Below are 25191 nucleotides of genomic sequence, written 5' to 3'. Positions count from 1 at the left end.
CGAAGACGCTCACCATGGCCACCCTGTTCACGCTCAAGCGAACCGCCCGCTGCACGCTGCTCGCGTTCGTCGCGCTTGCGGCCCTGCCCCCCGCATTCGCGCAGTCGACGGGCGCGCCGCCGTACGCGGCCGCCCGGCAACAGCAGCAAGGCGATCCGCCCAGCCGTGTCGCACGGCTCAATTACCTGTCGGGCGCCGTGACGACCGAGCCGGCCGGCACCGATACGTGGTCGTATGCCGCCGTGAACCGGCCGCTGACGACCGGCGACCAGCTCTGGAACGATGCCGGCGCGCGCTCGGAACTGCACATCGGCTCGACCGCGGTGCGGCTCGGCGAGTCGACGAGCCTGTCGGTGCTGAACCTCGACGACACGACGACCCAGCTGAAAGTGGGGCTCGGCACCGTATCGACTCACGTGCGTTCGCTGCCGCCCGGCACGTCATATGAAATCGACACGCCGAACCTCGCGCTCGGCATCACGGGCCCCGGCGACTATCGCGTCGACGTCGCGCCGAACGGCGCGAGCACGACGGTCACGGTGCGCAGCGGCAGCGCGACCGTCTACGGCAGCAACGGCCAGTATCCGCTGTCACCGGGGCAGCAGGTCGTGTTCACGGGCACCGACCTGCAGGTCGCGCAGCAGGCGCCGACGCCGGGCCTCGATCCATTCGACCAGTGGGCCGCCAGCCGCGACGCGGCCGAGGAACGGTCGGTGTCGGCCCGCTATGTGTCCCGTGACATTCCCGGCTACCAGGATCTCGACGCAAACGGCACGTGGCGCGAGAACCCGACCTACGGCGCAACGTGGGTGCCGAACGACGTGCCGGAGGGCTGGGCGCCGTATCACGACGGCCACTGGATCTGGCAGGCCCCGTGGGGCTGGACGTGGGTCGACGACGCGCCATGGGGTTTCGCGCCGTATCACTACGGCCGCTGGGCATACGTGGACGACAGCTGGGCCTGGGTACCGGGCCCGCTGGCCGTCAGCCAGCCGCCGGTCTATGCACCGGCACTCGTCGCGTTCGTGGGCGGCGGCGGCGGCCCCGACTGGAGCGTCGCGCTCACGGTGGGCGGCGTCGCCGCGGCCGGCTGCGCGTGGTTCGCGCTCGGCCCGGGCGAACCGTGGCATCCGGGCTGGGGCGGCTGGAGCCCGCACTACTACGACCGTGTGAACCGCAACATCGTGGTGAACAACGTCAACGTGAACAAGACCGTGAACGTGACGAACATCACCAACATCAACAACACGTACGTCAACTTCCGTGCGCCGCACGCGATCACGGCCGTACCGGCCTCCGCGTTCGTGCACGGCCAGCCTGTCGCGCACTTCTCGCAGCACGTCGACCCGCAGCAATGGCGCAATGCGCACGTCACGCCGGGTACGCCGGGCATTGCACCGGTGCGCCAGAGCTTCACCGGCGGGCTGCGCAATGCGAGCTATCGCCCGCCGGCGGCAATTGCCCAGCATCCGTACGTCGCGACGCGCAATCCCGCCGTGCCGGCCGCGTACCGCGACCGGGCGGCCGAGCATCTGGTCCAGCAAGGCGCGCGCGTGCCCGGCGCGGGCGCACCGGTGGTGAAAACCAGCGTGCCGCCCGACTACACGCCGCGCCCGGTCAAGGTGCCCGGCAATCCGCACGAGAGCGGCTGGGCGATGCACAACGTGCAGCTCGTGAATCCGCATGGCCCCGTCGTGCAGCCGACGCATGCGCAGGCCGAAGGCCAGCCCGGCACCGCGCATGAGGGCCCCTCGGGCCCGTCCGGCCCGTCCGGCCTCGCCGCGGCCGGGGTCGGCGCTGCCGCCGCCGGCCTGGGCGCGGCTGCGCTGATGGGCGCCATGCACGGCGGCCATCCGGCGAACGGCGAGCCCGCGCGTGCACCGCATTTGATGAACGGCGCCGCGCCGAACGCGCCCGCGGGCCAGCACGCCGCCGCGGCACCGGCGCCCGGCGTCCCGCATCCGCCATCGTTCGGCAATTCGCCCGAGCTGCGCGGCGGCGCGCGCGCCGCGCAGGCCGCGCCTGCGCCATCGCCCGCGTGGATGCAGCCGCACCCGCCGATCGACCGGCAGCGCGCGGCGCCCGGCTCGTCCGGCGCGCCGACCGCGACCCATCCGGCGGGACAGAATGCGCTGCCGCCCGTGCGCAGCGCGATGCAGCCGCCGCGCCCTGACGCCGCACCGGCGCCGGCCGCGCGGCCGGCCGAAACCGCGCCTACGCCACGCGCATTGCCGAACCCGAGGGCCGACCTCGCCGCCCCGACGCCGCAACCGCGCCCCGATTTCTCCACGCCGGCGCAGCACGGGCAGCCGCGGCCGGACAACGCGACCCCGGCGCCGCGCCCGCGTGGCGACTACGCGCCGCCCGCGCCGCGCCAGGACGTCGCGCCGCCGCGAGCGAACGAATATCGCCCGCCGGCGCCCGCTCACGAGGCGCCGCGGCAGCAACCGCCGGCGATGCAGATGCAGGCCTTGCCCCGGCCGCAACTACCCCCGCCCCATGTGGAAACCCGGCCGCAGATGCAGGCGCCGCATATGGAACCGCGTCCGCAGATGCAGCCGCCGCGCATGGAGCCGCGGCCGTCGATGCCCGCACCGCACGTCCAGAGCAGCCCTCCGCCGCAGGCGCCGCACAACAATGGTCATGACGACCGCCGTCACCAGTAAGCGCCCGCGCAGTGAAAAAAGGCCCGGCCGGCGCAAGCCGGTCGGGCCTTCGTACGAAGCGGGATCAGCGTCGCGCGAGCGCGCGTCGCTCAGACGGCCATCGGTGCGGTCAACGGCTCGTGGTGGCGATAGCCGACGAGCGAGAAATCCGACGGCTCGATCTGGTCCAGCCACTCGGGCGCATAGACGCCCGTCTTCGCGTAATCCGGCACGCGCTCGGAAATCTCGAGCCGCGGGCTGTCGTAAGGCTCGCGCGTGAGCTGGCGCTGCAGCATGTCGAGCTGGTTCTCGTAGATGTGCGCGTCGCCGATGAAGTATGTGAACCAGCGCGGCGTATAGCCGGTCAGCCGGCCGACGAGCGTCAGCAGCGCGGCCCCTTCCGTCAGGTTGAACGGCGTGCCGAGGCCGACGTCGTTGCTGCGGATGTACAGGCACAGCGAGATTTCGCGCTTCGTCGCGTTCGGCAGGAACTGGTACAGCAGATGGCACGCGGGCAACGCGATCTGGTCGAGCACGGCCGGGTTCCACGCGTGAAACAGGATGCGACGATCGGACGGGTTCTCCATGATCGTGTCCAGGCACTGGCGCAACTGGTCGATCGCCTTGTACAGCAGCACCTTCGGTGCGCCGTCTTCGTCGAAACGCGTGACGATCCGGAAGCCGCGGCGCGTCGCATCGGCGATCTGCGCGTCGGCGCCCGCGTCGAGCACCTTGTAGCCCGGCCACTGGCGCCATTGCACGCCGTACACGTCACCGAGATCGTCGACGCCCTGGCGATACGGGTTCGCAAGCCACTGGGCATTCTCGTTCGCGTTCGCGTCCCACACCTTGCAGCCGAGCGCGCGGAAATCGGCCGCGCTGCGGGACGCGCGCAGGAAACCGACCAGTTCGCCGATCGCCGACTTGAACGCGAGCTTCTTGGTCGTCACGGCCGGGAAGCCTTGCTGCAGGTCGAAGCGCAGCATCGCGCCCGGCATGCTGATGGTGCGGATCCCCGTGCGGTTCTCCTGCCAGGTGCCGGTATCGAGAATGGTACGAACGAGATCGAGATACTGTTTCATGCGGGTTCCTTCGGCCGCGAGGGCGGCCGCACCCGCCAATTTTAGCAAGCGTGACGCGGAAGCTCCTGCAACGGCGCCGAAAACCCTGCCAGCGTGTCGCCGCGATCGCGCATGCCGTGCGCGCACATCAGCCGGTAGAGCGTGACGCGCGACACGCCGAGTTCGCGCGCCGCATCCGCGAAACGGCCGCGATGGCGCAACAGCGCCTGCTCGATCGCCTGCCGTTCGGCCGCCTCACGCGCCTCGACGAGCGACACCGGCGCCAGCACCGCATAGTCGCCCAGCTCGAGATCGGCGGCGGTGATCATCCGCCCCTCCGACATGACGATCGCGCGGCGCACGCGGTTGATCAGTTCACGCACGTTGCCCGGCCACGAATAGCCGTACAGCGACGCGACCGCATCAGGCGAAAAGCCGCGCAGGCGGCGATGCGCGTCGCCCTTGAAACGCTCGAGCATGTGGCGCGCAAGTATCTCGATATCCTTGCCGCGCGCGCGTAGCGGCGGCTCCTCGATCTTCAGCACGCACAGGCGATGGAACAGGTCTTCTCGGAACCGCCCTTCGCGCATCGCCGCCACGAGATCGACATGGGTCGCGCAGATCACCCGCACGTCGACCGGAATCGACGCGTGCCCGCCGAGCCGCTCGATCTTGCCTTCCTGCAGGAAGCGCAGCAGGCTCGCCTGGCTTTCGAGCGGCAAGTCGCCGATCTCGTCGAGAAACAGGGTGCCGCCGTTGGCGGCCTCGACGCGGCCGATCTTGCGCTGGTTCGCACCGGTGAACGCGCCGCGCTCATAGCCGAACAGTTCGGCCTGCAGCAGCGTCGACGGGATCGCGCCGCAATTGATCGCGATGAACGGCGCGTGCGCGCGCGACGAGCGCTCATGAATCGCGACCGCCGTCAGCTCCTTGCCCGTACCCGATTCGCCGGAGATGAACACCGGTGCGTCGGTTGCCGCGACGCGGCGAATCGTCCTGAAGAGCCCGAGCATCGCATCGCAGGTCCCGACCATTTCGCCTTCGCTGCGTCCGGCGCCCGGCTGCGGCGTGACCGGATCGGTCAGCGCGACCATGCCGTGCGCATGACCGACGGTCTCGACGATCCGCGACGTCTCGTACGGCATCGTCACGTAGTCGAAACAGTAGTCACGAATGAGATGGCGCAGCGTGGCGTCCTGCAACTGGTCGCGCAATGTCGCCGCGATCCAGCCGATGTGCTGAATGCTCAGACAGGATTCGAGTTCGCGCAGGTCCGAGGGCTTGAAGCCCGGCGAAAAATCGAGCAGCCCGGCCGTTGCGACACCGTGCTGCACGACGCGCCGTACGTCCCGCACGGTCTCCGCGAGATCGACACGCCAGCCGCGCGCGTCGAGGTGCCCGCGCAACGCATCGCTCGGCTCCCGGGAGAAATAGATCACGTGCCGCGCTTCGGCTTCCATAGCCCACCCCGTTCCTCAACCGTCTAACGATTGCCGCGCATGCCAAGTCGCATGCAAAAATCGAATCGGGTCCATGCCCAGGCTGGCTCGATTCACCATGCAATGCGAGGCAACGCCACACCTCGCATGATGGCGCTCACGAAATCGCGGACAGCGGCCGCGGGTCTCTTCGCGTGTGGTTGTTCTTTGGTCAAGACAGCTTAGTTACAGGCGTCGATCGAAACAAGCCGATCTCAATGCCATGCGCGTGCTCGAAGGGCAACCCGAACGAACCGGAGGTTCGCCAATCCTCTGCGTATAACCGCAGGCCCGGGCTGTTTCCGTATCGACACGTAGGTCGATTGTCTTCCGCGAAGCGAATTGCTTGAATCAGCAGTACTCCCAAGGCCCCTCGTTTCAGAGCTGAAACAAATTCCCCTCGTTTCGCCGCGCGCGCCGCCGCACCGTCGGGGCGGGCGCAATCGCGACAACAATCCGGGCGCAGTGGCATGTATTTCGCTGGTATCACTGCACACCGGAGACACGCCATGCGAACTCTTCATCGCCTGTCCATCGCCTGGGTCGACGTCGCGTTCACAGCCGCGTCGCTACAGGTCGCGGCGATCGCACAGGAAACCACCCAGGGAGATGCGCCCGACACCATGCTCGCGTCTCCGGCAAACGACGCTACATGGATGAAGCGTTACACGCAGGTCGACGAGAGCCGGCCTGCGCTCCAGCCGGCCAGCACATCGGACGTCGCGCTGTCGCCGTCGTCCACGCCGGGCAACGGCACGGTCACGCTGTGGGACGAGATTACCCCGCCCAAGCCACTTCCGGCGCCCGTGAACACGCAGCATGCATTGCAGGGCCGCGTCACGGCACCACCGAGCAAGTAACGACCACCGACCTTCGATATCGAAAACCTGTCGCGCCCACCACTTCTTTCAATGAACCATCCACGAGATCCGTCATGATCGCGCTGCCCTGTCCTCTTCCCGACAGGCCGGTGCCGGCAATCGCCGGCACCGGGTGCGGCGTGCCGGACGTCGGGCTTGCGTTGCACGTTGCAGACGCAAGCCGATCATTCATATTGGATTACGAATCATTTTTCGAGATCACTCGGCGCGACGGACAGGCGTGCCCGCCAGACGCACGCAACATGGCCAGGAGCAATGCGATCGAATGCGCCGAAACCCGACGCCCGCCAGGCTGCGGCAAACGGTTTTGTGCTCCGTCCCCCGGCGGGCACTCTTTTTACACGCTCGATGCTGTTTTTACACGCTTCCTTGATCAGGCCATCACGTGATGGAGCACACCGTGAAGCACACGCCACATTCCGATCCGTCAGCCGGACATGATGCCGGCGACGCAAATACGCCCCCGCCCGGACACCTGTGCGCGATCACGCCAGCCGGCGCGAGCGGGCGCGTCGGAATGTCGGGTGAGGCCGGTCAGCCGCATTGCGTCGACGCTCGGCGCATGACGATGTCGCGCTCGACGTGCTCGACACAATGTCCTGACGGAACCACCGGAGACCGCGCATGATCCGTATGTCCGCCCGACGCGCACCACGCGAGATCGGCATGTCCGGGAGACGATCGCTACGGTTGCGGCGGATGACTGACACGGCAATCCGCGTGAACCGCACCGCCCCATTCGCGCCGTCGAATCCCGACGGCTCGGATGCGTATGGCCACGGCGCTGCGGCCCGGATGCGGACTGCGTCATACCGTTCCACTGCATTTTGCGAACGGCGCGCTAGACATTGCACGCCGTCCGTCGCTCGCCGGTTACCGCATGATCGGTTCCGGCCGATTTCATATCCGGTTGCGTACACAACCGATGCACGCGTAACGCTCCGTCAGACGAGTGTCCCGCCAGCGCTGCACGACAGCAGGTTTACCAGGAGATGACGCACGGCGCGCAAGCCGTGGAACCGAAATTGCATGGTATTCGATATGCCATTCCGGACGCCCGCCCCCGAACCCGTCGGTTCGCGGCCAGGCCGTCCAACCGGGGGAGGGAACATGTCGCAACAGCAACCGCCCGCATTCGGCTTGCCCGCTGACCCGCTGCACCATGCGCGCACGGCGCCGCGCCTGCGCGCGCGGCGCGAACGCGTCATCCCGGGCCAGCTCGCGGCGAACCCGACAACATGCGATGACCTGGCCGCGGCGGCCTCTGCGCGCCGGCCAGCAGCATGCCGACCTGCGGCGCTCGCCCGGCATCGGGCCGGGCGTCTCGCACCGACCGCATGCGCCACCGCGCGCCACACACCGACCGTCGTGTCGCGCGCCGGCCGCCCCTATACCTTGAAGAAACTCTCGGCGACGAAGATGCCAGCCGCGTTCGGGCGCACGTCCGACACGCCGGCCTGGATCGCCGCCCTGCGCGCTTCGCCCTCTTTCCGAAGCGCGCTTACGCAGCGAGGTTATCGTGCATGACTCTCATTTCGTCACCTCAGCCGCCCCGCAGGGCTTCGTGCCGCGACTGACGATCGCGCGCTCGGACGGCGCCGCCGCTCACGACCACCCCGATGCCGTCCGGCCGCTCGTGTATCTGTCCCGCCACCCTGACGCGACGCTCGTTGCGCATCTGCTCGAGCGCCGCTGGGACGTGCTGCACGCGAGAAGCGCACACGACGCGCAGCGGCTCGTGAAGCCGGAAGCCGCACATGCGGGCATCGTCGATCTCGACGGCTTCGTGGCGCGCGATCTCCCCACGCTGGAGCCGATCCTGCGCCATCAGCAGATCGGCTGGATCGCGCTCACCGACTCCACGCGCCTCGCCGAACCCGACATCCGCAAGCTGATCCGCCAGTGCTGCTTCGACTACGTGAAAGACGCGCCGACGCTCACGACGATCGACTACCTCGTCGGTCACGCATACGGAATGATGACGCTGTGCGACCTCGATCTCGCCTCCGACGTCGCCGCAACCGGCGACGACGAAATGGTCGGCACCTGCGACGTGATGCAGAAGCTGTTCCGCACGATCCGCAAGGTCGCGAACACGGATGCGACCGTGTTCATTTCCGGGGAATCGGGCACCGGCAAGGAACTGACCGCGCTCGCGATCCACGAGCGCTCGTCGCGCCGCAAGGCGCCGTTCGTCGCGATCAATTGCGGCGCGATTCCGCATCACCTGCTGCAATCCGAACTGTTCGGCTACGAGCGCGGCGCGTTCACCGGTGCGCACCAGCGCAAGATCGGCCGCGTCGAGGCCGCGCACGGCGGCACGCTGTTTCTCGATGAAATCGGCGACATGCCGCCCGAGAGCCAGGCGAGCATGCTGCGCTTCCTGCAGGAGGGCAAGATCGAACGGCTCGGCGGCCACGAATCGATTCCGATCGACGTCCGCATCATCTCGGCGACACACGTCGACCTCGAGGCGGCGATGCGCGACGGCGCCTTTCGCGCCGACCTGTTCCATCGCCTGTGCGTGCTGCGCATCGACGAACCGCCGCTGCGCGTGCGCGGCAAGGACATCGAACTGCTCGCGCATCACGTGCTGCTGAAGTTCCGCAGCGACAGCGCGCGGAAGATCCGCGGCTTCATGCCGAGCGCGGTCGAAGCGATTCACAACTATCCGTGGCCGGGCAACGTGCGCGAGCTGATCAACCGGATCCGGCTCGCGGTCGTGATGGCCGACAGCCGGCTGATCTCGGCTGCCGACCTCGATCTCGGGCCGTACGCCGCCCAACAGTCGTCGACGCTCGCCGAGGCCCGCGAGCACGCGGAGAAGCGCGCGATCGAGGCGGCGCTGCTGCGCCACCGGCACCGGCTCACGGAAGCCGCCGCGGAGCTGGGCATCTCGCGCGCGACGCTGTATCGACTGATGACCGCGCACGGGCTGCGTGAGCTGTCCGACACGGAGCAGCGCGCGGCGGCGGCCGGCGACGAGCACCGGGGATAGATGCGGCGCACGGATCGAGCCGAACTCGACGCGCGATGCACGCCGGCATTCCGGTAGAATCGGCGCCATTCCGGTTTTCCTCTCCCCGACCTTCATGACGACGTTGACCCTGATCGTCGCGCGTGCCCGCAACGGCATCATCGGCCGCGACAACCAGTTGCCCTGGAAACTTCCCGAGGATCTCGCCTTCTTCAAGCGCACGACGATGGGCGCACCGATCGTGATGGGCCGCAAGACCCACGAGTCGATCGGCCGGCCGCTGCCGGGCCGCCGCAACATCGTCGTCACGCGCGATGCGGCGCGACGCTTCGACGGCTGCGACACGGTCACGTCGCTCGCCGACGCGCTGGCGCTCGCCGCGCGCGACGGAGTGCCCGAGGCGTTCCTGATCGGTGGCGCGCAACTCTACACGGAAGGTCTCGCACTCGCCGACAAGCTGGTCGTCACCGAGATCGATGCCGACTTCGACGGTGACGCGTCGTTCCCGGCACCCGACGCCGAGCACTGGCAGGAAGTATCGCGCGATGCGCACCAGGCGGCCGCGCCGAACACGTTCGGCTATGCGTTCGTCGTCTACGAGCGCAAGCGCGGCTGACGCATCATCGCGCGCAATGAAAAAGCCCGACCGGCTCACTCACGCCGTCGGGCTTTTCAGTTTGAAGGCGGCCGATGCCGCGCGCCGCTTACTGCCCGGCGATCGTCATCTGCTCGATCAGCACCGAGCCCGTTTCCTTCGTGCCCCGCACGATCGAATCGGCGCCGATCGCGACGATATGCCGGAACATTTCCTGCAACGTGCTCGCGACGGTGATTTCCTCGACCGGATACTGGATCACGCCGTTCTCGACCCAGAAGCCCGCCGCGCCGCGCGAATAGTCGCCCGTCACGTAGTTCACGCCCTGCCCCATCAGCTCGGTCAGCAACAGGCCCGTGCCGAGCTTCTTCAGCATCGCGTCGAAATCGTCGCCCGGCCGCGTGTTCGAGCTGCGCAGCGCGAGGTTGTGCGAGCCGCCTGCATTGCCGGTGGTTTGCGTGCCGAGCTTGCGCGCCGAATAGGTCGACAGGAAGTAGCCTTCGACCACGCCGTCCTTGACAACGCTGCGCGCACGCGTACGCACGCCTTCCTCGTCGAACGGCGCGCTGCCCATCGCACGCGGCACGTGCGGATCTTCGACGACCTGAATGTGCGGTGCGAACACCGGCTTGCCGAGGCTGTCGACGAGGAACGACGTCTTGCGGTACAGCGCACCGCCGCTCACCGCCTGCACGAATGCACCGAGCAGGCCGGCCGCGAGCGGCGCCTCGAACAGCACGGGCACCTTGCGGGTGTCGAGACGGCGCGCGCCCATCCGCGCAAGCGCACGCTCGGCCGCATAACGGCCTACCGCTTCGGGCGCCGCAAGATCGATCGCGCTGCGCTTCGACGAATACCAGTCGTCGCGCTGCATGTGACGGCCGCTGCCCGCGATCGGTGCGCATGCGATGTAGTGGCGCGAGTACGGGTAACCGGACAGGAAGCCACGCGACGTCGCGAGCACGAACTGCGAATGCTGGGCCGACACGCTCGCGCCTTCCGAATTGCGGATCTGCGGGCTGACCGCGAATGCGGCATCTTCCGCGCGGCGGGCGAGCTCGACGGCCTCGTCGGCGGACAGCTCCCACGGGTGATAGAGGTCGAGGTCACGCGGCGCCGTCTCGAGCAGCTCGGTTTCAGCGAGGCCGGCGGCCTCGTCCTCGGCCGTGAAGCGCGCGATGTTGTAGGCGGCGGCGACGGTATCCTTGATCGCGCCCGGCGAGAAATCCGACGTGCTCGCGTTGCCGCGCTTCTTGCCGATGAACACGGTCACGCCGACCATCTTGTCGCGGTTGTGCTCGATCGTTTCGACTTCGCCGCGGCGCACCGACACCGACAGGCCGTCGCCCTCGGAGATTTCGGTCGCGGCATCCGTCGCGCCGAGGGCCTTCGCATGGCGAAGGATGTCCGAGGCGATTTCCTTGAGCTGGTCCTGCGTGTGCGGGAAATAGCGCGCTTGTACGTCGAGATTGGCTGCCATCGTCTTGATATCCGGTGGCGGGCGGGCGCCCGCATGTTCAAAATGTTGCGTATCCCGCGATCATATCAGTGTGCGCCGGGGCCGTTTCATTTCAGGTCCGGGACACCGCAACGGAGAAGCTTGGGGCGGCCGCGGCGCGATACAATGCCGTCCATGACACGCAAAACCCGAATCCAGCCGATCGAGCATGCCGTCGAAGACGACGACAATGGCTACGATCGCCCCAGCAAATCCCAGTTGAAACGCGAAATGCACGCGCTGCAGGAGCTCGGCCAGGCGCTCGTCGACCTGCCGAAGGACGCCCTCAAGCGCATGCCGATGCCCGAAGATCTCGCGGACGCCGTGCGCGAAGCCCGCCGGATCACCGATCACGAAGGCAAGCGCCGCCAGCTCCAGTACGTCGGCCGCGTGATGCGCTCGCTGACCGACGACGAGACGGCCGCGCTGCGCACCGCGCTCGACGCACAGCGCGGCGTGAACAAGGCCGCGACGGCCCGCCTGCACTGGATCGAACGAACGCGCGAACAGTTGCTCGCGAGCGACGACGCGCTGACCGAATTCCTGCGCCAGCACCCGGAAGCCGATATCCAGGAAGGCCGCACGCTGATCCGCAACGCGCGCAAGGAAGCGCAGCAGGGCAAGCCGCCGCGCTATTTCCGCGAGCTGTTCCAGTGGATCAAGACCGCGAGCGGCGCACCTGACGCGGACGACGAGGAAGACGAGTCCGCCGGAGACGAGCATGACGACGAAGCGTAACCACCCGGACGAGCTCGTCGTCGGCCTCGTGTCGATCAGCGACCGCGCGAGCACGGGCATCTACGAAGACAAGGGCATTCCGGCGTTGCAGGAGTGGCTCGCCGCCGCGCTGAGCTCGCCGTGGCGCGCGGAGGCCCGGCTGATCCAGGACGACGCCGCGACGATCTCGGCGACGCTCGTCGAGCTGGTCGACACGGCCGGCTGCGACCTCGTGCTGACGACCGGCGGCACGGGCCCCGCGCGCCGCGACGTGACGCCGGAGGCCACGCTGGCCGTGGCGACGAAGGAAATGCCCGGGTTCGGTGAACAGATGCGGCAGATCAGCCTGAATTTCGTGCCGACCGCGATCCTGTCGCGGCAGGTCGCGGTGATCCGCGAAACGGACCAGGCCGACCACGCGGCGCTGATCATCAACCTGCCCGGCCAGCCGAAATCGATCCGGGAAACGCTGGAAGGGCTGCGCGATGCCGACGGCAAGTCGACCGTGCCCGGCATCTTCGCCGCGGTGCCCTACTGCATCGACCTGATCGGCGGCCCGTATATCGAGACCGACGCCACGGTGGTCGCGGCGTTCCGGCCGAAAAGCGCGCAGCGCGCGCCGCGCTGACGCGGCGCAGAGTGCCGGCCCGTTCAGGCGGCCGGCGCAGACTCGCCTGCCGAAGCCGACGCGGCCGGAATCAGGAAATGCTCGCGGTAGTACTTAAGCTCGTCGATCGACTCGTGGATGTCCGCGAGCGCCGTGTGCATCGCCCGCTTCTGGAAGCCCTTGTAGATCGCCGGCTGCCAGCGACGGCACAGCTCCTTGAGCGTGCTGACGTCGAGATTGCGGTAGTGGAAGAACCGCTCGAATTCGGGCATCCAGCGCGCCATGAAGCGGCGGTCCTGGCAGATCGAGTTGCCGCACATCGGCGACTTGCCGGGCGACACGTACTGAGCGAGGAAGGCCTGCAGCTGCGCGGCGGCGTCCGCTTCGGTCACGGTCGACGCGCGCACGCGGTCGATCAGGCCCGAGCGGCCGTGCGTCGACTTGTTCCAGTCGTCCATCTTCGCGAGCGTTTCGTCGCTCTGGTGGATCGCGAAGACGGGGCCTTCGACGGCGACGTCGAGCGTGGAATTGGTCACGACGACCGCGATCTCGATGATGCGGTCGTTATCCGGGTCGAGGCCCGTCATCTCCATGTCGAGCCAGACGAGGTTCAACTCGTTGCGCACGAGCGCGGGCTGGCTGGTGGAAGCGGCGGTATCGGTCATGAGTCATCCTGGAAAATGGCGGGCAGCGCGCCGCGCCGCCCGGGCGGCCGGCATCGCATCAGCGGGCCCGGTCCGCAAGAACATATAATTCTCGCATAGAACCCTTTGGCGCCTTCGATGTCACCCTTTTCGTTCACCCTGCTGTTCGCGCTCGCCGTGCTCGCGATGGTCGTCACCAAGCTGTGGCTCGCGTCGCGGCAGATCCGCTTCGTCGCCGCGCACCGCAACGGCGTCCCCGCCCAGTTCAGCGCGACCATCCCGCTGACCGCCCACCAGCGCGCGGCCGACTATACGGTCGAGCGCACCCGGCTGACGATGTTCGAGATCGTCGTCAGCGCGGCCGTGCTCGTCGGCCTCACGCTGCTCGGCGGCGTCGGCGCGCTCGACACGCTGCTCACCGGCTGGCTCGGCCGCGGCTACGGGCAGCAGGTCGCGCTCGTCGCCGCGGTGCTCGTGATCACGAGCGTGATCGACGTCCCGTTCGAGTATTACCGCCAGTTCGGAATCGAACAGCGCTTCGGCTTCAACCGGATGACCAAGCGGCTGTTCTTCACCGACATGCTGAAGAACTCGCTGCTTGGCGCCGCGCTCGGCCTGCCGCTGCTGTTCGTCGTGCTGTGGCTGATGAACCAGGCCGGCAGCCTGTGGTGGCTGTGGACCTGGATCGTCTGGGTCGCGTTCCAGATGCTCGTGCTGCTGATCTACCCGACCTTCATCGCACCGATCTTCAACAAGTTCGAACCGCTGAAGGACGACGCGCTGCGCGCGCGCATCGAGTCGCTGATGAAGCGCTGCGGCTTCGCGGCGAAGGGCCTGTTCGTGATGGACGGCAGCCGCCGCTCCGCGCACGGCAACGCATACTTCACGGGCTTCGGCGCGTCGAAGCGGATCGTGTTCTTCGACACGCTGCTCGCGCGCCTGTCCGGCCAGGAAATCGAGGCCGTGCTCGCGCACGAACTCGGCCATTTCAAGCGCCGCCACGTGATGAAGCGGATGCTCGTGTCGTTCGTGCTGAGCCTCGTGCTGCTCGCGCTGCTCGGCTGGCTTGCACAGCGCACGTGGTTCTACACGGGGCTCGGCGTCACGCCGTCGCTCGACACGAGCAACGCGGGCGCCGCGCTCGTGCTGTTCTTCCTCGCGATTCCCGTGTTCCTGTTCTTCGCGACGCCGTTCGGCAGCCTCACGTCGCGCAAGCACGAATTCGAGGCCGACGCATTCGCGGCCAGCCAGACCGACGCGCAGGATCTCGTCAGCGCGCTCGTGAAGCTCTATGAGGACAATGCGTCGACGCTGACGCCCGACCCTGTCTACACGGCCTTCTACTACTCGCATCCGCCCGCGTCGCAGCGGATCGACCGCCTGCTGCAGCACGCATGAGCCGGCCGACCTCCCGCAAGCCGGCCCCGCGCGCGTCGAACGCGCAACGTGCCGAAGGCCGCGTGATCGCGGCGCACGGGCGTCACTACATCGTCGCGCCCGACGATGGCGGCCCGATGCTGCAGTGCTTCCCGCGCGGCAAGAAGAGCGATGTCGCGGTCGGCGACCGAGTCGCGTACGAACTCGCGTCGGCCGACCAGGGCGTCATCGTCGAGATCGGCGAACGGCGCAACCTGCTGTACCGTTCCGACCAGTTCAAGTCGAAGCTGTTCGCGGCCAACCTCGACCAGTTGCTGATCGTGCTCGCGACCGAGCCCTACTTCAGCGAGGACTTGCTCGGCCGCGCGCTGATTGCCGCCGAGGCGAACGAGCTGAAGCCGCTGGTCGTGCTGAACAAGATCGACGTCGAAGCCGCGCTGCCGGTCGCGCGCGAGCGCCTCGCGCCCTACCGCGCACTCGGCTACGACGTGCTCGAGCTGTCGGTGAAAGGCTCGCCCGACGACGCGCGCGCGCAACTGATGCCGCACCTCGCCGGGCATTCGACGATCCTCCTCGGCCAGTCCGGGATGGGCAAGTCGACGCTCGTGAACCTGCTCGTTCCCGACGCCGAAGCCGCCACGCGCGAGATTTCGGCCGCGCTCAACAGCGGCCGTCACACGACGACGTTCACGCGCCTCTACCCGCTGGAAGGCGGCGGTGCCCTGATCGACTCGCCGGGCTTCCAGGAGTTCGGCCTCTACCACCTGACGGAAGGCCGTCTCGAGCGTGCGTTTCCGGAGTTCCGGCCCCTGCTCGCGGACTGCCGTTTCTATAATTGCCATCATCTGCACGAGCCCGGCTGCGCGATTCTCGAAGCAGTCGCCGAAGGCCGCATCGCGCCGACGCGGCATGCGCTGTACGCGCAGCTCGTGCACGAGGCGAGCCAAGTCGTGCGTTGACGTCCGGACGGCGCGCACGGGGTGCGCTGCGCGGCCGGGCCGCCCTTCCCTGCGGACAACACCCCGTTGCCCGGCCGTCAACGACGGGAGCGATGATGCGCTTCAAGGCACCCGATCTTGCGACGGCGCAGCATTGGGCCAACGTGCTCCAGGTGGCCGGCATCGGTTGCGAGCTGCATAACTGCTACGCGACCGGCGCGCTCGGCGGCCTGCCTGCCGACGCGTGCACACCCGAGCTGTGGCTCGACGACGAACGCGACGACGCGCTCGCGCGCCGGCTGCTCGACGCCGCATCGCGCGGGCCGGCCGCCGGCGCGACGCCCTGGCGTTGCCCGCAGTGCGGCGAGGCGCTCGAGGCCCAGTTCACGGCCTGCTGGCAATGCGGTGCCGTGCGCGACCCGCGCGACGATTGACCCGCACAGCAAAAAGGCCGGCATCGAGCCGGCCTTTTGCGCTCCGTTCCAGGCCCTGCGTCACGACACCCAGACGGCGAGCGTCAGCATCAGCAGCAGAATCATCCACAGGATCACCGCGCGCCAGACAAGGCCAACCGCGGATTGAAGCGTACGCGGCGTGCAATCGTCACCGACCGTCAACGGACCGCTGTCACCGACCGCCAGCGCGTCGAGGCTCGACGGTTCCGCGAGCGGCCCCGCGAGGCGTGCGCCGAGCGCACCGCTACCGGCTGCCAGCAGGACGCCATCGTTCGGATCGGGCCACTGGCGCGTATGGTTGCGCCACGCGTAGATCGCGTCCTCGAAGTTACCGACGATCGCAAAGCCGAGTGCCGTCAGCCGCGAGGGAATCCAGTCGATCACGAAGAACGCGCGCTGCGCGAACGTCGAGAACGCCGCCGTGCGGTCGTCGCCCGGCGTCGACCAGCTGCGCGCGAGGTATTCGGAAATCCGGTACAGCACGGCACCGGCCGGGCCGATCGGCAGCACGTACCAGAAGAACACGCCGAACACGTGGCGATGCGATGCGACAACGGCGTGAATCAGCGTATGGCGGACGATTTCGCCGACCGGCATGTCGACCGTGTCGATGCCCGTCCACTCGTGCAGGATTTCGCGCGCACGCGGCACGTCGTCGTTGTTGAGCGCGAGGTGGATGTCGGTGAAGTAGTGGCTGAACTGGCGGAAGCCGAGCGTGAAATACACGACGACGACGTTCCAGATGAACGCGAGCACGAAACTCACCTTGTACAGCAGGAAATAGATCAGCGCGACGATCAGCACCCACGGCAGCACGACCGCGAGCCATGCGAGAATGCCGTGCTTCTGCTTGCCTGCGTCGAGACCATGCGCGACGGTTTCCGCATGAAACTGGAACAGCGCGAACACCGGATTGTTCGGCGACAACGCGCGGACCTGTTCGATGATGAGGGCGAGGAGAACCGAAAAGAAAGTCATGCGTGGCGCCGTCTTCGGAAGTTATGTCATTTTTTGCATAACGATAGCACAGCGTAAGCACCGGATGGCTGCCGGCGCGGTCGTGCGGCAGCCGGCCGCGCGCGCCGGCCGCCGTGCGCGCCTAGCCGGCGGCCAAGAAGCGGTACAGATTGCGCAACATGCCGGCAGTTGCGCCCCAGATGAAGTAATGGCCGCCGGGTTTGCCATTCGGATAGGGCATCGCAAAAAAACGACGCTCGCCGCCTTCCCAGCGGAACACCCGGACCTGATGGTTCGCGGGATTCATCAGGAACGCGAGCGGCACCTCGAAAATCTCGGCCACTTCGAACGTGTCGGCCTGCACGGTGAACGGCGGATGCACGAGGCCGACCACCGGCGTCACGCAGAAACCCGTGCCGGTCAGGTAGTCGGGCAGCGCACCGAGGATCTCGACACGCTCGTCTGCCAGCCCGATCTCTTCCTTCGCCTCCCGCAGCGCGGTTGCGGTCGCGTCGCGGTCGAACGGTTCGCGGCGACCGCCGGGGAAGCTGATCTGTCCGGCATGGTCGTTCAGGTGGTCGGCGCGCTGGGTCAGCAACATGGTCAGGCCGGACTCGCGGACGACGAGCGGGACGAGGACGGCCGCGCTACGCGGATCGACGCCCTCCTGCAGCCGCGCCTCGTCGGGCTCGACGCTCCACTCGAGCGTGCGCGCGAAACGGTCGCGCAGGCCGGACGGCGTCATCAGGCGGGAATCGATGGCCGGCAGGCCGGCGCCGGTGCCTTCGACCGGCAGGACTTCGGGATCGATGATGGGGCGGCGATTCAATGGGGCTCTCGTGTTGGTGTCGTATCGAGCATATTGTCGCGCCAGAATGAAAAAAGCACCCGGGTGGGTGCTTTTTCCTTACAGCTCTTACTCTTGGGAAGCTGCTGCTGCGGCGCGATCCTTCGACACCAGCTTTTCCTTGATACGAGCCGACTTGCCCGAACGCTCGCGCAGGTAGTACAGCTTCGCACGACGCACATCACCGCGGCGCTTCACGACGATGCTTGCCAGCAGCGGCGAGTACGTCTGGAACGTACGCTCGACGCCTTCGCCCGACGAGATCTTGCGGACGATGAAGTTCGAGTTCAGGCCACGGTTGCGAATAGCGATCACGACGCCTTCGTACGCCTGAACGCGCTTGCGGTTACCTTCAACCACGTTCACGTTCACGATCACCGTGTCGCCCGGGGCGAATTCGGGGATCGTCTTGCCGGCGAGCGCGCGCTCGATTTCTTCCTGCTCAAGTTTTGCGATCAGATTCATTACTGACTCCTTATGCCATCGTGTCGGCGTTGGCACCCGCCTGCTTCCAGGCCTGGCCCCGATAGAGGATGGATTCACATCAGGCACCGCACACGCATGCACGGCACCGCCAATTCCCGCTCGCGCAGCCGCCTCAGGAGGCGTCCTTCGCTTCGCGTGCGAGGTTCGCAAGCCATGCCTCGTCGGCCCGGCTCAGCAACTTCTCGCGGCGCGCCCGGACGATCAGGTCCGGCCGCTTCCGCAACGTATTCCTCAATGCTTCCTGGCGCCGCCACCGCTCGATCTCGGCATGATGCCCGCCGAGCAGTACGTCCGGCACGCGCATGCCATCGTATTCCTCGGGGCGCGTGTAGTGCGGACAATCGAGCAGGCCGTCGGCGAAACTGTCCTGCACGGCCGACAGCGAATCGTTCAGCACGCCGGGCAGCAAGCGCACGACCGCATCCATCATCGCCATCGCCGGCAGTTCGCCGCCCGACAATACGAAATCGCCGAGGCTGATTTCCTCGTCGACGCAACGATCGAGCAGGCGCTGGTCGATCGCTTCATAGCGGCCACACAGCACGACGACACCGGGTTCCTGCGCCATCCGCACCGCGCGATCGTGCGTGAGCGGTGCGCCTTGCGGCGACATCATCACGACGCGCGTGCTCGCGATACCCTGCTCCGCCTGCGCCGCTTTCGCGGCATCGATCGCGGCTTCCAGCGGCCTGGCCAGCATCACCATGCCCGGACCGCCGCCGTACGGACGATCGTCGACCGTGCGGTAGTTGTCCGTCGTGAAATCACGCGGGTTCCAGGTGCGCAACCCGAAGCGCCCTTGCTTGACGGCCCGGCTGGTGATCCCCCAGTCGGTCAGTGCACGGAACATCTCGGGAAAGAGCGTGACGACGTCGAACTGCACCGCGCGCTCGGTAACCTGGTTCATTTCAGGTAATCGGCTTCCCAGTCGACGACGATGCGACGCGCCGCCTGATCCACCGTTTTGACGTATACGCCGACGAACGGAATCAACCGCTCGTCGGTGGTCGGCTGACCGTCTTTGCCGGTCGCCGGATATTCGACACGCATGATCGAATGCACGCCGTTGTCGATCATCCCGCTCACCTTCCCGAGCGCCACCGATTGCTCGTTGACGACGTCGAGACCGATCAGGTCGACCCAATAGAATTCGTCCGCGGCCAATGCCGGGAAATCTTCCCGGCGCACGAACACGCGAAAACCGCGCATGGCCAGCGCGGCATCGCGGTCGCTCACGCCCGCGGGTTGCGCAACGACGGTGTCGCTGTGCGTCTTCGACTGCATGATGCGGACGGAAAGCCGCTCCGCACCACGTTCCAGCCACCAGCGGCGCGCCTTGAGCAGCGCATCGCCACCGCGGCCGGCGTCGGCATGCGTCGCCACCTTGACCCAACCCTTCAGGCCATAGGCGTCGACCACCGCCCCGACCTCGACGGCATCGTCGGGCCAGGCCTGCGCCACTTCGAGACTGCCCTGCTCGGCAGCCTGACCGGCGTTCGCGACAACGTCGCGCTCGACCGGCTTGCGGACGAATGCGCCAAACGACGCACGCCCGCGCCTTGCATTACCGGAATCGTGACCCGCCATCAATGCACCTCACAGCCGGCACGACCGGCACACCGTGCCATGTCAGGCAGCCGGTTGCGCCTTTTGCGCTTCCTTCACGAGACGCTGGACGGTCGGCGACAGTTGCGCGCCAACGCCTTGCCAGTACGTCAGGCGATCCTGAGCGATACGCAGCGATTCGCCCTTCGTGGCGACCGGGTTGTAGAAGCCGACGCGCTCGATGAAGCGGCCGTCACGACGGTTGCGCGAATCGGTAGCAACGATGTTGTAGAACGGGCGCTTCTTCGAGCCGCCACGAGCCAGACGGATGATAACCATATGATGTCCTTCGGGAAAACCGGGTTCGAAACTACTGAAACACGCGATTATAGCCGGAAACCAGAGGTACAACAAACACTTACGCGCAAAAATTCCGCGGACGGCCTGTCCGCCGGGCATAGAATCGGCCTGTCCAGGACCGTCCGCCGCCGCCATGCCGCCGCTTCGCGCCGTGGCGCGCCGCGCGCAGCGCCGCGTCGCGGCGCTCGTTGCCGGCGTCGCCTGTCTCGCCTCCGCAACGACGTTTGCCGCCGGCCTGCCGGTGGGCGAACTCGTCCTGCCGCCCGGGTTCCACGTCGCAGTGCTGGCCGACGCGGTACCGACCGCGCGCGAAATGGCGTGGTCGCCACGCGGCATCCTGTATGTCGGCACGCGGGAAGGCCGCGTGCACGCGTTGGTGATGCACGAGGGCCGGATCAGCGCGCGCTACGTGATCGCTTCCGGGCTCGACATGCCCGTCGGTGTGGCCTACCGGGGCGGCGCATTGTACGTGTCAGCCGTATCGCGCATTGTGCGCCTCGACCGCATCGACGACCAGCTTGCCGCGCCGCCGAAGCCTGTGGTCGTCACCGACGCACTGCCGACCGAACACCATCACGGCTGGAAATTCATTGCGTTCGGCCCCGACGGCAAGCTGTACGTGCCGACCGGCGCGCCGTGCAACGTCTGTCTCGCCGATCGCAGCCGCTACGCGATCATCGCACGCATGAAGGCGGACGGCAGCGGAAACGAGGTCGTCGCCCGCGGTGTACGCAATACGGTCGGCTTCGCGTGGCACCCCGATTCGGGCGAGCTGTGGTTTACCGACAACGGGCGCGACATGATGGGCGACGACGTGCCCGACGACAAGCTGAACCGCGCACCGCACGCCGGCCTCGACTTCGGCTTCCCGTACTGCCATGGCGGCGACACGCCCGACCCCGAATTCGGCAGCCAGGACGCGTGCCGCCACTACACGGGCCCCGTGCTGAAGCTCGGCGCGCACGTCGCGGCCCTCGGCATGCGCTTCTATACCGGGCCGATGTTTCCGGCGTCGTATCGCAACAATGTGTTCATCGCCGAACACGGTTCGTGGAACCGCAGCACGAAGGTCGGTTACCGCGTGATGCGCGTCGTGGCGTCCGCCGACGGCAGTCACGCGCGGCAAACACCGTTCGTCACGGGCTGGTTGCGGCCCGACGGCACGGTATGGGGACGCCCTGCCGACGTGCTGCCGCTGCCGGACGGCTCGCTGCTCGTCAGCGACGACTACGCGGGCGCAATCTATCGCGTGACCTATGCGGCACCTTGACGCAGCACAGGGGTGACCGGCCCCGACCGGGCATCGTAGAATGCGTGCCGGGCCGCGCGCCCGCGCCGGCCCGCCGGCCGCCCATGCCAACGACAATACGCCGCCATCCATGTCCAGCAGCACCGCACCGTCCCGCCGCTTTCGCTCCAAGACGCTCACCGCCGCCCTCGCGTTCCTGTTCGGTTCGCTCGGCGCGCACCGCTTCTATCTGTATGGCTTTCGCGACGTGTACGGCTGGGCACACCTGCTCGCGACGATCGTCGGCATCCCGGGCTTCCTCCTGCTCGCCGCGACCCAGCGCAGCGCCGGCCTCGGCTGGTGGCTCGCGCTACCCGGCGCCATCTCGCTGCTGGCTGCCTTCCTCGCCGCGCTCGTCTACGGGCTGCGTCCCGACGAAAAATGGGACGCGCAATTCAACGCGGAAACGGGCAAGCACAGCAAGTCGGGCTGGACCGTGATCTTCGTGGTGATCTTCTCACTGCTGATCGGTGCGTTCCTGCTGATGACCGCACTCGCCCTGTCGTTCCAGACGTATTTCGAGTCGCAGGTCGAAGCGGCCAAGCGGATTTCGCAGTAAGCGCAACGCGCGCGACGCGCCGGCACCTCGTGACGGTCCGGCGCGCCGGTCAGAACAGGTTCAACTGCATGTCGTCGCGCGATTGCGTCGACCGCGTGCCGGCCGAACGAACGGCAACGCGCGGCACCGGCGTCGCAACGGCCGGCGTGCCGCGAAACTGCGACAGATCGAGAATGCCGTTCGTGCGCTCGTTCAGCCCGAGCCGCTTGACGGCCTGGTGGAAGCGCTGCCGCAGCAGGTCGGCCCAGACCCCCTCGCCCTTCATCCGTTTCGAGAAATCCGAGTCGTAGTCTTTCCCGCCGCGCATGTCGCGCACACGGTTCATCACGCGCTCCGCACGGCCGGGAAAATGCGCTGCCAGCCAGTTCTTGAACAGCGGCGCGACTTCCCACGGCAGCCTCAGGATGATGTAGCTCGCATGCGTCGCGCCGGCTTCCGCGCACGCCTCGAGCACACGCTCCATGTCGGGCTCGGTGACGAACGGAATCATCGGTGCAATGCTCACGCCGACCGGCACGCCCGCCTCGCTCAACGCACGAATCGTACGCAACCGTCGCGCCGGCGTCGCCGCGCGCGGCTCGAGCGTGCGCGCGAGATCGGCGTCGAGCGTCGTGATCGTGACCGCCGCCATCACCTGCTTGCGCTCGGCCATCGGCGCGAGCAAGTCGAGATCGCGCTCGATCAGCGACGACTTGGTGATCGCCGCGAACGGCAACCCGCGATCGTGCATCACCTGGATCACGCTGCGCGTGATGCGCAAGTCGCGCTCGACCGGCTGGTACGCGTCGGTGTTGACGCCGAGCGCGATCGGCTCCGGCACGTAGCGCTTGCGCGAAATTTCGCGCTCGAGCAGTTCGGCCGCATTGACCTTCGCATAGATGCGGCTTTCGAAATCGAGCCCCGGCGACAAGCCGAGATAACTGTGCGTCGGACGCGCAAAGCAGTAAATGCATCCATGCTCGCAACCGCGATACGGATTGAGCGATACGCTGAATGGAATATCGGGCGACTGGTTGCGCGTGAGGATGCTCTTGGCCCGCTCCTCGAATACCTGCGTGCGCAGCGGCGCGGGGAAATCGGCATCGTCCGACTCGTGTGCCCAGCCGTCGTCGACCGCTTCACGCTGTGCGAGCTCGTATCGCCCCTGCAGGTTGTCGACCGCACCGCGCCCCTTGCGGGGCACGGGCGGCGCTATCGGAAATTCGTTGTCGGATCGATCGTCCATGTGCCACCCATTCGCCTGCGCTCAATACTGTACATTTATACAGTATTGAGCGCAGCGTGCCAAGGGCGGGATAAAGGGCCCGGCAACCTGCCGCCGGTGCGTCAGTCCCCCACCGCGATCGTCAGCGTCTCCTTGATTTCTTCCATCACGACATAGCTCTTCGACTGCACGGCGCCGGGCAGCTGCAGCAGGATGTCGCCGAGCAGCTTGCGGTAGTCGGCCATCTCGCCGATCCGCGCCTTGATCAGGTAGTCGAAATCGCCGGACACGAGATGACACTCGAGCACCTCGTCGATCTTCATCACTTCCCGGCGAAATTGCTCGAACATGTTGCCGCCCTTGTGACCGAGCGTGATCTCGACGAACACCAGCAGCGCGGCATCCAGCTGGTGGGGATCGACACGCGCGTGATAGCCGGTGATCACGCCATCCCGCTCCATGCGCCGCACACGCTCGATACACGGCGTGACGGTCAGTCCGACCTGTTCCGCGAGGTCCTTCATCGCCATCCGGCCGTCGTCCTGGAGCAGTTTCAGGATGCGCCGGTCGAGCTTGTCGAGCGAGCGTACGGGCTGACGTTGCGTTCTCATTTGTTTATGCTGAAAACCTGAAAAATACGATAACAAAACCTACACATTCGACAATACCATAGCGCAAAAAACTAGATCAGCTAGAGGTTACACGGAGCCGCAGGTGCGCCCGGCCTCGATCTGGTCCCTTCCATCTGGAGCAGCTATGCGAGTCGTCATTCTGGGCAGCGGTGTGGTGGGCGTGGCAAGCGCGTATTACCTCGCGCGCGCCGGTCATGAAGTCACGGTGATCGACCGGGAGGCCGGCCCGGCGCTCGAGACGAGCTTCGCGAACGCTGGCCAGATCTCCCCCGGCTATGCCGCGCCGTGGGCCGCCCCCGGCGTGCCGCTGAAGGCCGTCAAATGGATGTTCGAGAAACACGCGCCGCTCGCGATCCGCCTCGACGGCACGCGCTTCCAGCTCCAGTGGATGTACCAGATGCTGCGCAACTGCACGGCCGAGCGCTATGCAGTCAACAAGGGCCGCATGGTTCGTCTCGCCGAATACAGCCGCGACTGCCTGCAGGCGTTGCGCGCCGATACCGGCATCCAGTACGAAGGCCGCACGGGCGGCACGCTGCAACTGTTCCGCACGCAGCAGCAACTCGACGGCGCGGCGAAGGACATCGCGGTTCTTCAGGAAGCGAACGTGCCGTTCGAACTGCTGTCGCCGGCCGATCTGAAGAACGCCGAACCGGCCCTCGCCGCCGTCTCGCACAAGCTGACGGGCGGCCTGCGCCTGCCGGGCGACGAAACGGGCGACTGCCAGCTGTTCACGACGCGCCTCGCGGCGCTCGCGGAATCGCTCGGCGTCAAGTTCCGCTACAACACGCCGATCGATGCGCTCGCGATCGCGGGCGGCAAGATCGCCGGCGTGCAGTGCGGCAGCGAGACGGTGCGTGCGGACGCGTATGTCGTCGCGCTCGGCTCGTACTCGACCAGCTTCATCTCGAACCTGATGAAGATCCCCGTCTACCCGTTGAAGGGCTATTCGATCACCGCGCCGATCGTCAACGAAGCGGCCGCGCCCGTATCGACCGTGCTCGACGAAACCTACAAGATCGCGATCACGCGATTCGACCAGCGCATCCGCGTCGGCGGCATGGCGGAAATCGTCGGCTTCGACAAGAAGCTGCGCGCCGCGCGCCGCGAAACGCTCGAAATGTGCGTGAACGACCTGTTCCCGGGCGGCGGTGACACGTCGAAGGCTACGTTCTGGACGGGCCTGCGCCCGATGACGCCGGACGGCACGCCGATCGTCGGCCGCACGCCGGTGTCGAACCTGTTCCTGAACACCGGCCACGGCACGCTCGGCTGGACGATGTCGTGCGGCTCGGGCCAACTGCTCGCAGACCTGATCTCGGGCAAGATGCCCGCGATCCAGGCCGACGACCTGTCGGTGCATCGTTACCTGAAGGACACGGCGGGCCAGCCGCGCCCCGCTTACGCGTGAGCTGCACCGGCCCGCTGCAGCGCGCGGGT

The 25191-nt window shown here is 67.2% G+C and carries 26 protein-coding genes; 14 read left to right on the top strand and 12 right to left on the bottom strand.

Annotation, left to right across the window (positions count from 1 at the left end; translation table 11 throughout):
- Window positions 1–14 precede the first annotated feature (14 nt).
- Window positions 15–2666: a DUF6600 domain-containing protein gene (locus WT26_RS08760; protein WP_069273720.1), complete on the top strand. Its 2652-nt coding sequence runs from the start codon at window positions 15–17 to the stop codon at window positions 2664–2666.
- Between the two features lie 89 nt (window positions 2667–2755).
- On the opposite strand, the gene WT26_RS08755 is transcribed toward WT26_RS08760, so the two are convergent.
- Window positions 2756–3727, bottom strand: a complete 972-nt coding sequence (locus WT26_RS08755; protein ID WP_059527772.1) for a thymidylate synthase — start codon at window positions 3725–3727, stop codon at window positions 2756–2758.
- A gap of 41 nt (window positions 3728–3768) precedes the next feature.
- On the bottom strand, window positions 3769–5166 hold the full coding sequence (locus WT26_RS08750) for a sigma-54 dependent transcriptional regulator (protein WP_069272628.1): 1398 nt from the start codon (window positions 5164–5166) through the stop codon (window positions 3769–3771).
- 527 nt (window positions 5167–5693) lie between these two features.
- On the opposite strand from WT26_RS08750, the gene WT26_RS08745 reads away from it, so the two are divergent.
- The 5 genes from WT26_RS08745 (at window position 5694) to WT26_RS08730 (ending at window position 9658) form a co-directional block, all read left to right on the top strand.
- Window positions 5694–6044 (top strand): hypothetical protein, encoded by a 351-nt coding sequence (locus WT26_RS08745; RefSeq protein ID WP_059715700.1) that lies wholly within the window; start codon window positions 5694–5696, stop codon window positions 6042–6044.
- Window positions 6045–6118: 74 nt separating this feature from the next.
- A complete protein-coding gene (locus WT26_RS37225; RefSeq protein WP_155123088.1) occupies window positions 6119–6454 on the top strand; it encodes a hypothetical protein in 336 nt (111 codons plus the stop codon).
- Window positions 6455–7175: 721 nt separating this feature from the next.
- Window positions 7176–7592 carry a hypothetical protein gene (locus WT26_RS08740; protein ID WP_069272627.1) on the top strand — a complete coding sequence of 139 codons (417 nt, stop codon included), beginning with the start codon at window positions 7176–7178 and terminating at the stop codon, window positions 7590–7592.
- Window positions 7585–9063 (top strand): sigma 54-interacting transcriptional regulator, encoded by a 1479-nt coding sequence (locus tag WT26_RS08735; RefSeq protein WP_420480934.1) that lies wholly within the window; start codon window positions 7585–7587, stop codon window positions 9061–9063. Before WT26_RS08740 ends, WT26_RS08735 begins: the two co-directional genes overlap by 8 nt.
- A gap of 94 nt (window positions 9064–9157) precedes the next feature.
- Window positions 9158–9658, top strand: a complete 501-nt coding sequence (locus WT26_RS08730; RefSeq protein ID WP_059527668.1) for a dihydrofolate reductase — start codon at window positions 9158–9160, stop codon at window positions 9656–9658.
- 88 nt (window positions 9659–9746) lie between these two features.
- Here WT26_RS08730 and pmbA read toward each other — a convergent pair whose 3' ends face one another.
- On the bottom strand, window positions 9747–11117 hold the full coding sequence (pmbA, locus tag WT26_RS08725; protein ID WP_069272626.1) for a metalloprotease PmbA: 1371 nt from the start codon (window positions 11115–11117) through the stop codon (window positions 9747–9749).
- A 153-nt stretch (window positions 11118–11270) separates the two neighbouring features.
- On the opposite strand from pmbA, the gene yjgA reads away from it, so the two are divergent.
- Together yjgA and mog are read left to right on the top strand one after the other, a co-directional pair.
- Window positions 11271–11873 carry a ribosome biogenesis factor YjgA gene (gene yjgA / locus WT26_RS08720; RefSeq protein ID WP_272481916.1) on the top strand — a complete coding sequence of 201 codons (603 nt, stop codon included), beginning with the start codon at window positions 11271–11273 and terminating at the stop codon, window positions 11871–11873.
- Window positions 11857–12480, top strand: coding sequence for a molybdopterin adenylyltransferase (mog, locus tag WT26_RS08715; protein WP_069272625.1), 624 nt, complete (start codon window positions 11857–11859; stop codon window positions 12478–12480). The genes yjgA and mog overlap by 17 nt, the downstream gene beginning before the upstream one ends.
- Window positions 12481–12503: 23 nt before the next feature.
- Here the strand turns inward: mog and orn are convergent, their stop codons facing one another.
- Window positions 12504–13124: an oligoribonuclease gene (gene orn / locus WT26_RS08710; RefSeq protein WP_048022931.1), complete on the bottom strand. Its 621-nt coding sequence runs from the start codon at window positions 13122–13124 to the stop codon at window positions 12504–12506.
- Window positions 13125–13241: 117 nt separating this feature from the next.
- Here orn and WT26_RS08705 point away from each other — a divergent pair, with 117 nt between their 5' ends.
- From WT26_RS08705 to WT26_RS08695, 3 genes are all read left to right on the top strand, one after another.
- A complete protein-coding gene (locus WT26_RS08705) occupies window positions 13242–14501 on the top strand; it encodes a M48 family metallopeptidase (protein ID WP_059527681.1) in 1260 nt (419 codons plus the stop codon).
- Entirely contained in the window at window positions 14498–15439 is a 942-nt protein-coding gene (rsgA, locus tag WT26_RS08700; protein ID WP_069272624.1) for a ribosome small subunit-dependent GTPase A, read from the top strand. The genes WT26_RS08705 and rsgA overlap by 4 nt, the downstream gene beginning before the upstream one ends.
- A gap of 95 nt (window positions 15440–15534) precedes the next feature.
- Window positions 15535–15852 (top strand): putative signal transducing protein, encoded by a 318-nt coding sequence (locus WT26_RS08695; RefSeq protein WP_069273717.1) that lies wholly within the window; start codon window positions 15535–15537, stop codon window positions 15850–15852.
- 60 nt (window positions 15853–15912) lie between these two features.
- On the opposite strand, the gene WT26_RS08690 is transcribed toward WT26_RS08695, so the two are convergent.
- From WT26_RS08690 to rpsP, 6 genes are all read right to left on the bottom strand, one after another.
- Window positions 15913–16851, bottom strand: a complete 939-nt coding sequence (locus WT26_RS08690) for a CobD/CbiB family protein (protein ID WP_021159740.1) — start codon at window positions 16849–16851, stop codon at window positions 15913–15915.
- A 121-nt stretch (window positions 16852–16972) separates the two neighbouring features.
- Window positions 16973–17659, bottom strand: a complete 687-nt coding sequence (locus WT26_RS08685) for a CoA pyrophosphatase (RefSeq protein WP_069272623.1) — start codon at window positions 17657–17659, stop codon at window positions 16973–16975.
- A gap of 87 nt (window positions 17660–17746) precedes the next feature.
- The gene (rplS, locus tag WT26_RS08680) at window positions 17747–18142 is read right to left on the bottom strand and encodes a 50S ribosomal protein L19 (protein WP_069272622.1); all 396 of its coding nucleotides are present in this window, start codon (window positions 18140–18142) and stop codon (window positions 17747–17749) included.
- Between the two features lie 133 nt (window positions 18143–18275).
- The gene (trmD, locus tag WT26_RS08675; protein WP_059729483.1) at window positions 18276–19070 is read right to left on the bottom strand and encodes a tRNA (guanosine(37)-N1)-methyltransferase TrmD; all 795 of its coding nucleotides are present in this window, start codon (window positions 19068–19070) and stop codon (window positions 18276–18278) included.
- On the bottom strand, window positions 19067–19750 hold the full coding sequence (gene rimM / locus WT26_RS08670) for a ribosome maturation factor RimM (RefSeq protein WP_069272621.1): 684 nt from the start codon (window positions 19748–19750) through the stop codon (window positions 19067–19069). Before rimM ends, trmD begins: the two co-directional genes overlap by 4 nt.
- Before the next feature lie 42 nt (window positions 19751–19792).
- Window positions 19793–20047, bottom strand: coding sequence for a 30S ribosomal protein S16 (rpsP, locus tag WT26_RS08665; protein ID WP_006476550.1), 255 nt, complete (start codon window positions 20045–20047; stop codon window positions 19793–19795).
- Window positions 20048–20201: 154 nt separating this feature from the next.
- Here rpsP and WT26_RS08660 point away from each other — a divergent pair, with 154 nt between their 5' ends.
- On the top strand, window positions 20202–21338 hold the full coding sequence (locus WT26_RS08660; protein WP_069272620.1) for a PQQ-dependent sugar dehydrogenase: 1137 nt from the start codon (window positions 20202–20204) through the stop codon (window positions 21336–21338).
- A 109-nt stretch (window positions 21339–21447) separates the two neighbouring features.
- Window positions 21448–21915, top strand: a complete 468-nt coding sequence (locus tag WT26_RS08655; protein ID WP_069273716.1) for an NINE protein — start codon at window positions 21448–21450, stop codon at window positions 21913–21915.
- Window positions 21916–21964: 49 nt separating this feature from the next.
- Here WT26_RS08655 and WT26_RS08650 read toward each other — a convergent pair whose 3' ends face one another.
- The gene (locus WT26_RS08650; RefSeq protein ID WP_069272619.1) at window positions 21965–23140 is read right to left on the bottom strand and encodes a PA0069 family radical SAM protein; all 1176 of its coding nucleotides are present in this window, start codon (window positions 23138–23140) and stop codon (window positions 21965–21967) included.
- A 101-nt stretch (window positions 23141–23241) separates the two neighbouring features.
- Complete coding sequence (locus WT26_RS08645; RefSeq protein WP_011351353.1) at window positions 23242–23730, bottom strand: Lrp/AsnC ligand binding domain-containing protein; 489 nt, start codon at window positions 23728–23730, stop codon at window positions 23242–23244.
- Window positions 23731–23875: 145 nt separating this feature from the next.
- Here WT26_RS08645 and WT26_RS08640 point away from each other — a divergent pair, with 145 nt between their 5' ends.
- Window positions 23876–25162 (top strand): D-amino acid dehydrogenase, encoded by a 1287-nt coding sequence (locus WT26_RS08640; RefSeq protein WP_069272618.1) that lies wholly within the window; start codon window positions 23876–23878, stop codon window positions 25160–25162.
- The last annotated feature ends 29 nt before the right edge of the window (window positions 25163–25191 follow it).

Source organism: Burkholderia cepacia (genome assembly GCF_001718835.1).
Lineage (GTDB): Bacteria > Pseudomonadota > Gammaproteobacteria > Burkholderiales > Burkholderiaceae > Burkholderia > Burkholderia cepacia_F.
The sequence above is the reverse complement of the archived record's forward strand: the minus strand, read 5'-3'. Positions and strand labels throughout refer to the sequence as shown.

Bases quoted from the DNA above. Each gene is read 5' to 3' on its own strand.
- WT26_RS08760 (WP_069273720.1), top strand. From the start codon at position 15: ATGGCCACCCTGTTCACGCTCAAGCGAACCGCCCGCTGCACGCTGCTC.
- WT26_RS08755 (WP_059527772.1), bottom strand. From the start codon at position 3,727: ATGAAACAGTATCTCGATCTCGTTCGTACCATTCTCGATACCGGCACC.
- WT26_RS08750 (WP_069272628.1), bottom strand. From the start codon at position 5,166: ATGGAAGCCGAAGCGCGGCACGTGATCTATTTCTCCCGGGAGCCGAGC.
- WT26_RS08745 (WP_059715700.1), top strand. From the start codon at position 5,694: ATGCGAACTCTTCATCGCCTGTCCATCGCCTGGGTCGACGTCGCGTTC.
- WT26_RS37225 (WP_155123088.1), top strand. From the start codon at position 6,119: ATGATCGCGCTGCCCTGTCCTCTTCCCGACAGGCCGGTGCCGGCAATC.
- WT26_RS08740 (WP_069272627.1), top strand. From the start codon at position 7,176: ATGTCGCAACAGCAACCGCCCGCATTCGGCTTGCCCGCTGACCCGCTG.
- WT26_RS08730 (WP_059527668.1), top strand. From the start codon at position 9,158: ATGACGACGTTGACCCTGATCGTCGCGCGTGCCCGCAACGGCATCATC.
- pmbA (WP_069272626.1), bottom strand. From the start codon at position 11,117: ATGGCAGCCAATCTCGACGTACAAGCGCGCTATTTCCCGCACACGCAG.
- yjgA (WP_272481916.1), top strand. From the start codon at position 11,271: ATGACACGCAAAACCCGAATCCAGCCGATCGAGCATGCCGTCGAAGAC.
- mog (WP_069272625.1), top strand. From the start codon at position 11,857: ATGACGACGAAGCGTAACCACCCGGACGAGCTCGTCGTCGGCCTCGTG.
- orn (WP_048022931.1), bottom strand. From the start codon at position 13,124: ATGACCGATACCGCCGCTTCCACCAGCCAGCCCGCGCTCGTGCGCAAC.
- WT26_RS08705 (WP_059527681.1), top strand. From the start codon at position 13,242: ATGTCACCCTTTTCGTTCACCCTGCTGTTCGCGCTCGCCGTGCTCGCG.
- rsgA (WP_069272624.1), top strand. From the start codon at position 14,498: ATGAGCCGGCCGACCTCCCGCAAGCCGGCCCCGCGCGCGTCGAACGCG.
- WT26_RS08695 (WP_069273717.1), top strand. From the start codon at position 15,535: ATGCGCTTCAAGGCACCCGATCTTGCGACGGCGCAGCATTGGGCCAAC.
- WT26_RS08690 (WP_021159740.1), bottom strand. From the start codon at position 16,851: ATGACTTTCTTTTCGGTTCTCCTCGCCCTCATCATCGAACAGGTCCGC.
- rplS (WP_069272622.1), bottom strand. From the start codon at position 18,142: ATGAATCTGATCGCAAAACTTGAGCAGGAAGAAATCGAGCGCGCGCTC.
- trmD (WP_059729483.1), bottom strand. From the start codon at position 19,070: ATGAACCAGGTTACCGAGCGCGCGGTGCAGTTCGACGTCGTCACGCTC.
- rimM (WP_069272621.1), bottom strand. From the start codon at position 19,750: ATGGCGGGTCACGATTCCGGTAATGCAAGGCGCGGGCGTGCGTCGTTT.
- rpsP (WP_006476550.1), bottom strand. From the start codon at position 20,047: ATGGTTATCATCCGTCTGGCTCGTGGCGGCTCGAAGAAGCGCCCGTTC.
- WT26_RS08660 (WP_069272620.1), top strand. From the start codon at position 20,202: ATGCCGCCGCTTCGCGCCGTGGCGCGCCGCGCGCAGCGCCGCGTCGCG.
- WT26_RS08655 (WP_069273716.1), top strand. From the start codon at position 21,448: ATGTCCAGCAGCACCGCACCGTCCCGCCGCTTTCGCTCCAAGACGCTC.
- WT26_RS08650 (WP_069272619.1), bottom strand. From the start codon at position 23,140: ATGGACGATCGATCCGACAACGAATTTCCGATAGCGCCGCCCGTGCCC.
- WT26_RS08645 (WP_011351353.1), bottom strand. From the start codon at position 23,730: ATGAGAACGCAACGTCAGCCCGTACGCTCGCTCGACAAGCTCGACCGG.
- WT26_RS08640 (WP_069272618.1), top strand. From the start codon at position 23,876: ATGCGAGTCGTCATTCTGGGCAGCGGTGTGGTGGGCGTGGCAAGCGCG.